The sequence below is a fragment of the Streptosporangium sp. NPDC049644 genome, from assembly GCF_040675205.1.
Lineage (GTDB): Bacteria > Actinomycetota > Actinomycetes > Streptosporangiales > Streptosporangiaceae > Streptosporangium > Streptosporangium fukuiense.
Map to the genome: position 1 here is coordinate 1 of NZ_JBFAOJ010000178.1, position 8,007 is coordinate 8,007.

Genomic DNA, 8,007 nt, shown 5'->3' on the forward strand with positions numbered 1-8,007 from the left:
GGAGCCGAGGTCACGGACCGTGGAAGCAGCGGAAGGGGGCCCGGGGCATGCCCCGGGCCCCCTTCGTGGAGCGGTCAGGCGCCGCGCAGCCGCGCTCCGGTGCGCTCGGTGGCCAGGGCCACGGCCGCGTCACGGGCCGCGGTGGTCTCCTCCACAGTGAGCGTTCTGTCGGCCGCCCGGAAGCGCAGGGAGTAGGCGAGAGACTTTTTGCCCTCCCCCACCTGGGCGCCGGCGTAGACGTCGAACAGCCGGATCGACTCCAGCAGCTCGCCCGCGCCCTCGCGCAGCGCCGCCTCCACCGGGGACACCGGGGTCGCCGCGTCGACGATGAGCGCGACGTCCTGGCTCGCGACCGGGTAACCGGAGATCGCCGGTGCCTGCGGCCGACCGGCCGGCGGCTGCTCCAGCCGGGTCAGCTCCAGTTCCATCGCGCAGGTACGCGGAGGCAGGCCGTACGCCTCGACCACGCGCGGGTGCAGCTCACCGGCGTGACCGACGAGCACGTCACCGGCGTACAGCGCGGCGCAGCGACCCGGGTGCCAGGGCTCGTGCCGGTCGGCGCGGACATCGAGGGCGACGCCGGCCTCGGCGGCCACCACCCGGGCCGCCTCGACCGCGTCCGCCCAGTCCGCTTCCCTGCCCTTGCCCCACCAGCCGGACGGCTCGAACTCCCCGGCCAGCACGACCCCGACCCGCAGCGGCTGGGCCGGCAGCGCGGACTCGATCGAGGCCAGCTCCTCCGGGCTCGGCCTACGGTCGACGCCCAGCACGGGGGCGACGGCGGGCGCGCCCGGCGAGGGCCGGTAGACCAGACCCGTCTCGAACAGCGCCACATCGCCGAACCCCCGGCCCACGTTGCGGACCAGCGTCTTGAGCAGGCCCGGCAGCAGGGTGGTCCGCATCAGCGGCTCGTCCTCGCTGAGCGGATTGGCCAGCCGTACGGCCAGGCGGCGCGCGTCGTCGGCGGGCAGCTGCAGGTTGTCGAAGTCGCGCTCCCCGCTGAACGGGTAGGAGAGGGTCTCGACGTAGCCGGCGGCGGCCAGTGATCGGCCGACCCTGCGGCGCAGGCGCTGGCTCTCGGTGAGACCGGCACCCGCGGGGGCGGCGGGAAGGATCGAGGGCAGGTTCTCGTAGCCCTCCAGCCGGATGACCTCCTCGGCGAGGTCGTTCGGGTCGGTCAGGTCGGGCCGCCACGACGGTGGGGTGACCACCAGCATGTCGTCGCCGACGACCGTGAGCTTCGCGGCGATCCCGTCGGCGGCGGTGCCACCGGTGCCGCCGGCGGCGCCCTCGACCGCGCAGCCCACCTGCTCCAGGCGGTGGATCACCGTCTCCCGGTCGTAGACGGTGCCCGCGACCCTGCCGGGGTAGCCGCTCGGGATGGCGACACGGAGCGGCTCGACCTCCACCTCGGCGTGGGTGACGCCCGGCTGGATCGTGCCGCCGCCCAGCTCGGCCAGAAGCCGGGCCGCGCGCCAGGAGGCGTACAGCGGCAGCTCCCGGTCGACGCCCCGCTCGAAGCGCTTGGATGCCTCGCTGACCAGGTTGTGCCGGCGCGACATGCGCGCGATGCCGCTGGCGGAGAAGTGGGCGGCCTCGATCACGATGTCGGTGGAGGCGTCGGAGATCTCGGTGTGCAGGCCGCCCATGGTGCCTGCCATCGAGATCACGCCCGACCCGTCGGTGATCAGGATGTCGTCCGGATGGAGCTTGCGGACCACGTGGTCGAGCGTCTCCAGCGTCTCGCCGGGCTCGGCCCTGCGCACCACGATCTCACCGGTCAGCCTGGCGGCGTCGAAGGCGTGCAGCGGCTGACCGAGCTCCAGCATGACGTAGTTGGTGACGTCGACGGCCAGCGAGACCGGGCGCATACCGGCGCGGCTGAGCCGCGCGCGCATCCACAGCGGGCTGCTCGCCGACGGGTCGAACCCGCGGATCTCGCGGAGCACGAAGCGGTCGCAGGCCGACGGGTCGGCGATCGAGGCCGGGTAGGCGGGACCGGACGCGACGGGCGGGGAGACGTCCGCCGGGTCGATGAACGCCGAGTCGAAGGCGGCGGCGGCCTCGCGGGCCACGCCCCGGATGGAGAGCGCGTAGCCGATGTCCGGGGTGATCTCAAGCTCGATCACGTCGTCGCGCAGGCCGAGCAGCTCGACCACGTCGGCGCCGATCGGAGTGTCCCCGGGCAGCACGAGGATGCCAGGGGAGGACTCGGCCACCCCGAGCTCCGCCTCCGAACAGATCATGCCGTCCGACAGGCGTCCGTAGGTCTTGCGGGAGGCGATCTCGAACCCGCCGGGCAGCACGGCGCCGGGCAGCGCGACCGGGACACGGTCGCCGGCCTCGAAGTTGGTCGCACCGCAGACGATCTCGCGAGGCGCGGCCTCCCCCACCTCGACCTGGCAGTGGCGGATGGGCTTCTTGAAACCCTCCAGGGTCTCGATGGAGAGCACCTCGCCCACCACGACGTTCTTGATGTCGTGGCCGTAGGAGATGACGGACTCGAGCTTGAGCCCGGCCGCGGTGAGCTTCTCGGCGATCTCGTGCGCCGTGACGGCGGGGAGATCGACGTACTCCCGCAGCCATGAAAGCGAGACCTTCATCAGACCTCCATTCCGAAGGGGAGTGTGAAGCGGACGTCTCCCTCGACCATGTCGCGCATGTCCTCGGCGTTGTGGCGGAACATCAGGGTGCGTTCGACGCCCATGCCGAAGGCGAAGCCGCTGTAGCGGGCGGGGTCGACGCCGCAGGCGATGAGCACCCGCGGGTTGACCATGCCGCAGCCGCCCCACTCGATCCAGCCCTCCGACTTGCAGGTGCGGCAGGACGGGTTTCCCGGCACCGCGGAGGCCCCGCGGCAGACGAAGCACTTCAGGTCCATCTCGGCTGAGGGCTCGGTGAACGGGAAGTAGTTGGGCCGGAACCGGGTTGTGATGCCCTCACCGAACATGACCTCGGCGAACCGGTCGAGGGTGCCCTTGAGATGGGCCATGGTCAGGCCCTCGTCGATCGCCAGCCCCTCGACCTGGTGGAAGACCGGGGTGTGGGTGGCGTCAAGCTCGTCGGTGCGGAACACCTTGCCCGGCGAGATCACGTAGATCGGAAGCTCCCTGCTGAGCAGCGCCCGGATCTGGACGGGAGAGGTCTGGGTGCGCAGCACCTTGCCCGATTCGACGGACTCCACGAAGAAGGTGTCGTGCTCCGAGCGCGCCGGGTGGTCGGCGGAGATGTTCAGCGCGTCGAAGTTGAACCACTCCCCCTCCAGCTCGGGGCCCTCCGCCACCTCGTAGCCCATCGCGACGAAGGCGTCGGCTATGCGCTCCTGGAGGGTGGTCAGCGGATGCCTGGCGCCTCGGGAGGCGCGGCCGGAGGGCAGCGTGACGTCGACGGTCTCCTCGACGAGGACCCGCTCGTCGCGCTCGGCCTCCAGCTGTGCCTGCCGTTCGGCGAGAGCCTCGGCGACGGCTTTGCGGGCACCGCCGATACGCTTGCCCGCCTCGGCGCGGGCCGCCGGGGGCAGGGCGCCGATCTCGCGGTTGGCCAGGGCGATCGGCGAGCGATCACCGGCGTGCGCGAGACGCACCTGCTTGAGTTCTTCGAGGTCGCGCGCCGCCTTGACGGCGTCGATCGCGTCGGCCTGCATGCGCGCCATCTCGTCGGCGTGCAGCGGGGTCACCTCGACCGGGTCGTAGTTTGACAAGAGAGAGCTCCGAATCCAGGGCTTGAGCGGCCACGAGTCTAGTCGGGTAAGCCCACCGGGCTGGCATTCGCGCTCAGGCGAAGTCAGGGGTGCCGGTGGGCACCATAAATCGAAACTCGGCGCCGCCCTCGGGTCCGCGCTGCACGGAGATGGTGCCACCGTGAGCCTCGATCAGCCCCTTGACGATGAACAGGCCTAGTCCGGTGCCGCCGCGGCGGCGGGCGTTGCCCCGCCAGAACTGCCGGAAGACACGCGTGACCAGCTCGGGCGGGATGCCCTCTCCCTGGTCACGGACGGACACGGTCACTCCCCATTCGCTCGGTTCGACGACTATTGTCACCGTACCGCGCCCGTGCCGCACCGCGTTTTCCACCAGGTTGGCAAGCACTTGATCGATCTTGTCCTGGTCGAGCCAGGTCTCGGGCAGCTCACCGCGTACCTGGAGCAGGAAGCGGTCGTCCGGCTCACCCGCCGCCACCCGCCCCGCGATGACCTTGGAGATCCTGGCCGGGATGTCGACCACCTGGCGATGGATCTCCAGCCGCCCCGACTCGATACGCGAGACGTCGAGCAGCTCGGTGATCAGCCTGGTCACCCGGTCGGCGTCGGCGTTGACCGTCTCCAGCATGACCAGCTTCTGGTCGTCGGTGAAACGGGTCCACTTGGCCAGCAGGGTCGCGGTGAACCCCTTGACGCTGGTCAGCGGGGAGCGCAGCTCGTGGGCGACCGTGGAGACCAGGTCGGCGCGGCTGCGCTCCAGGCGGGCACGGGCCCCGGTGTCACGCAGCGTGATGACCACCCGGACCACCTCGCCGCCCCGCCGGGGCTCTCGCACCAGCCGGGCGGCCACCAGCATCTCCTGGCCGCCGAGGGTGCGCAGCGGCAGCTCGGGCTGGCGGGTGCGGGTGCGCAAACCGCCGTAGGTGTCGAGCCACTTCCACCAGTCGCGCCCGTCGTGGTCGTGGAAGGAGAACACATCGCGCAGGTGCCGCCCCGCGGCCTGCTCGCGGGTGACCCCGGTCAACCGGGCCGCGGCCCGGTTGACGGTCAGCACGTGGCCGTCTCCATCGGTCACCACGAGACCGTCGGGAAGCTCGTCGACGTCGATCACAGAAGCGGGATCGGTGCTCCGCTCGCCGGTGTGTTCGCCGTGCACGACCCCGCCTCCTCGACGCTACATGGCCGACAATAGCGGGTTTCCCGCGCCGTACGGCAGCCTCGGGGCGGGGGGCGTCACCTGGCGCCGGGACCGGTGCGCTGAGACCGGGCAGATGCGTACAGACAGACCGCGGCGGCGGTCGCGAGGTTCAGGCTCTCGGCCCGCCCGTAGATCGGAACCCGGACGACGTCGTCGGCCAGTTCCAGGATCTCCTCGGGAAGTCCCCAGGCCTCGTTGCCGAAGATCCAGGCCGTCGGGCCGGACAGGTCCATGTCGTCCAGGGTCTGCTTGCCCGCGCCGTCTGCGGCGAGCACCCGTAGCCCGGAACCCTTCAGATGCTCCACCACCCGGGTCACATGGACACCCGTGGTGACCGGGAGATGGAACAGGCTGCCCGCGCTGGCCCGCACGCACTTGCCGTTGTAGGGATCGACCGAGGCGTCGGTGAAGACCACCGAGTCGGCACCCGCGGCGTCGGCGGTGCGCAGCACCGTACCCGCGTTGCCCGGGTCGCGGACGTGGGCGAGCACGGCCACCAGCCTGGCGTCGGAGGTGACGGAGTCGTTCAGGGGAACGTGCACGAAGCGGCACACGGCCAGCAGTCCCTGGGGGGTGACGGTCTGGGCCAGCTCGGCCATGACCTCGCCGCTGGCCCGGAAGAGCGGCACCCCCGCGGCGGTGGCGGCGGTGACGACGTCGGCATGGCGCAGCTCGGCCTCGGCGGTGGCGAACAGCTCCACCACGACGCCGTCCAGCGCCAGCGCCTCACGGACCGCCTGTGGCCCCTCTGCCAGGAAGGAGCGGTCGCGGTCCCTGAAGGCCCGCTTGGTCAGCCTCCGCGCGGCCTTGACCCGCGGTGACTTGATGTTGGTCAGCTCAGACCCGGCCATGCCCGTCCCCCAAGAATGCGAATGCGGCCCGCAGCGTCACCGCTGCGGACCGCATGTTCGTCAGTGTCTCGCTCAGCCGGCGACCGGCGCGTTCACGTCGGCCGGGAGCGCCTTCTTGGCGGCCTCGACCAGCGTCGCGAACGTGGCGGCGTCGTTGACCGCGAGATCAGCGAGGATCTTGCGGTCGACCTCGATGGAGGCGAGCCGCAGGCCCTGGATGAGCCTGTTGTAGGTGATGCCGTTCTGGCGGGCAGCGGCGTTGATGCGCTGGATCCAGAGACGGCGGAAGGTGCCCTTGCGGTCCTTGCGGTCGCGGTAGGCGTACGTCATCGAGTGGAGCATCTGCTCCTTGGCCTTGCGGTACAGCCTGGAACGCTGACCCCGATAGCCCTTCGCCCGCTCGAGAACGACCTTGCGCTTCTTCTTGGCGTTGATCGCCCGCTTCACGCGTGCCATGTGTATCTATCTCCCCGGGGGCGGTTACTTAGCGAGCAGCTTCTTGATCTTCTTGGAGTCGGCGTCGGAGAGCACGACCTCGGGCTTGAGACGACGCGTCAAGGTGGACGGCTTGTGCTCGTTGTAGTGCGCACGGTTGGCGCGGCGGCGCACAAGCTTGCCGGAACCCGTGAGCCTGAACCGCTTCTTCGCACCGCTGTGCGTCTTCATCTTCGGCATCTCAGCCGTCTCTCCCTCGATCGTGCCGATGTCCCGGGCCGGTAACCCAAGTCAAGGGCATGCCTGACTACGAGACCGGACCCGGTCTCGACGTGATATCGCGACTACCTGACGATCCAGGCTATGCGAGTTACTCCTGCGGAGCCGCCACCGCTCCGTTGACGGACACCTCGTCGTTGACGTGCGTCTCGTCGGCGGCCGGTGACCTGTCCCCCGAGGGGTTCTCGTCATGCCGCGCCTTGGCCGCCGCCTTCTCGGCCTTGGCCTCGGCCTTCTTCTTGTGCGGGCCGATCACCATGATCATGTTTCGGCCGTCCTGCTTGGGCTGGGACTCGACGAAGCCGAGCTCCGTCACGTCCTCCGCCAGCCGCTGCAGGAGCCGGAAGCCCAGCTCGGGCCGGGACTGCTCCCGACCACGGAACATGATGGTGACCTTGACCTTGTCGCCGGCCTTGAGGAACCGCACCACGTGACCCTTCTTGGTCTCGTAGTCGTGCGGGTCGATCTTCGGCCGGAGCTTGATCTCCTTGATGATGGTGTACGCCTGGTTACGGCGCGCCTCGCGTGCCTTCATCGCGGACTCGTACTTGAACTTGCCGTAGTCCATGAGCTTGCACACTGGCGGGCGAGCCGTTGCCGCGACCTCGACCAGGTCGAGGTCGGCTTCTTGAGCCAGCTTCAAAGCATCGCCGATGGAGACGATGCCCACCTGTTCGCCGTTCGGGCCCACGAGGCGGACCTCGGGCACGCGAATGCGGTCATTGATGCGGGGCTCGGCGCTGATGGGGCCTCCTAGGTTGCGATCCGCGGCCTTCCTTACGAAAGGCCGCAACATGCTCGATCGTGCCGGGAAGTCGCAGAACACGCACCCTGTGAAGGCGCGTTGAACGCAAGATGCCCCGCACGTCACGCATGCGGGGCCACATGAACTCGAAGGCTTTATGCCGTTAAGCTCGCCGGAAACCTACCCGGTGTGATCCTGACCTGTCAGCCTTGCGGCCGACGAGGTGGGAGGATGACCTCCGCTTGCGCGTCCAGCAGGAACGCCGGACCGATCGATTAGTCACTCTATCACAACGACGTGCTCACCCAGAATCATTCCGCCGGGGCGGCGCGCCTGACGATCTCGCTCTTCCCCGCCTCGCGCATCGCCTCCACCGGCACGTCCGCGCGGCCGGTCATCATCTCGACCTGCCGGACCGCCTGGTGCAGGAGCATCGGGAACCCTCCGACGACGATCCCGCCCCGCTCGGCCACCGCCGCCGCCGGCCGGGTGGGCCAGGGGGCGTAGACCACGTCGAAGAGCGCCGGCACGTCCGCCAGCGACTCGGTGAAGGCGTCGGCCGCACCGGAGGGCAGGGTCGAGACGACCAGGTCTACCCCCAGCACGGTGTCGAGCTTGTCGAAGGTCTGCACCGTCAGGCTCATGCCCAGCCGTCCGGCCGTCTCGACGGTCTCCGTCGCCCTGGACGGGTCACGGACCACGAGGGTCGCCTCGCCCAGACCCAGCTCGCGCAGGGCCGCCAGCGCGGAGGAGGCCGTCGCCCCCCCGCCGAGGACGGATCGGATCGAGCTGTCACGGA

The 8,007-nt window shown here is 70.0% G+C and carries 7 protein-coding genes and 1 pseudogene; all 8 read right to left on the reverse strand.

The genetic code is table 11. The features are described from left to right. Window positions 1-74: 74 nt before the first annotated feature. A complete protein-coding gene (gene pheT, locus AB0J58_RS43320) occupies window positions 75-2,603 on the reverse strand; it encodes a phenylalanine--tRNA ligase subunit beta (RefSeq protein ID WP_364227323.1) in 2,529 nt (842 codons plus the stop codon). Beyond that, window positions 2,603-3,652: a phenylalanine--tRNA ligase subunit alpha gene (pheS, locus tag AB0J58_RS43325; protein ID WP_343966434.1), complete on the reverse strand. Its 1,050-nt coding sequence runs from the start codon at window positions 3,650-3,652 to the stop codon at window positions 2,603-2,605. The genes pheT and pheS overlap by 1 nt, the downstream gene beginning before the upstream one ends. A 121-nt stretch (window positions 3,653-3,773) precedes the next feature. Beyond that, window positions 3,774-4,856 carry an ATP-binding protein gene (locus tag AB0J58_RS43330; protein WP_343966367.1) on the reverse strand — a complete coding sequence of 361 codons (1,083 nt, stop codon included), beginning with the start codon at window positions 4,854-4,856 and terminating at the stop codon, window positions 3,774-3,776. A gap of 77 nt (window positions 4,857-4,933) precedes the next feature. Further along, complete coding sequence (locus tag AB0J58_RS43335) at window positions 4,934-5,749, reverse strand: RNA methyltransferase (RefSeq protein WP_343966369.1); 816 nt, start codon at window positions 5,747-5,749, stop codon at window positions 4,934-4,936. A 72-nt stretch (window positions 5,750-5,821) separates the two neighbouring features. Then, entirely contained in the window at window positions 5,822-6,205 is a 384-nt protein-coding gene (rplT, locus tag AB0J58_RS43340) for a 50S ribosomal protein L20 (protein ID WP_012892552.1), read from the reverse strand. Between the two features lie 24 nt (window positions 6,206-6,229). Next, window positions 6,230-6,424, reverse strand: a complete 195-nt coding sequence (rpmI, locus tag AB0J58_RS43345; protein ID WP_030920046.1) for a 50S ribosomal protein L35 — start codon at window positions 6,422-6,424, stop codon at window positions 6,230-6,232. Window positions 6,425-6,554: 130 nt separating this feature from the next. After that, on the reverse strand, window positions 6,555-7,259 hold the full coding sequence (gene infC, locus AB0J58_RS43350; protein ID WP_343966380.1) for a translation initiation factor IF-3: 705 nt from the start codon (window positions 7,257-7,259) through the stop codon (window positions 6,555-6,557). 260 nt (window positions 7,260-7,519) lie between these two features. Next, window positions 7,520-8,007: pseudogene (locus AB0J58_RS43355) on the reverse strand (shikimate dehydrogenase); the annotation flags it as partial.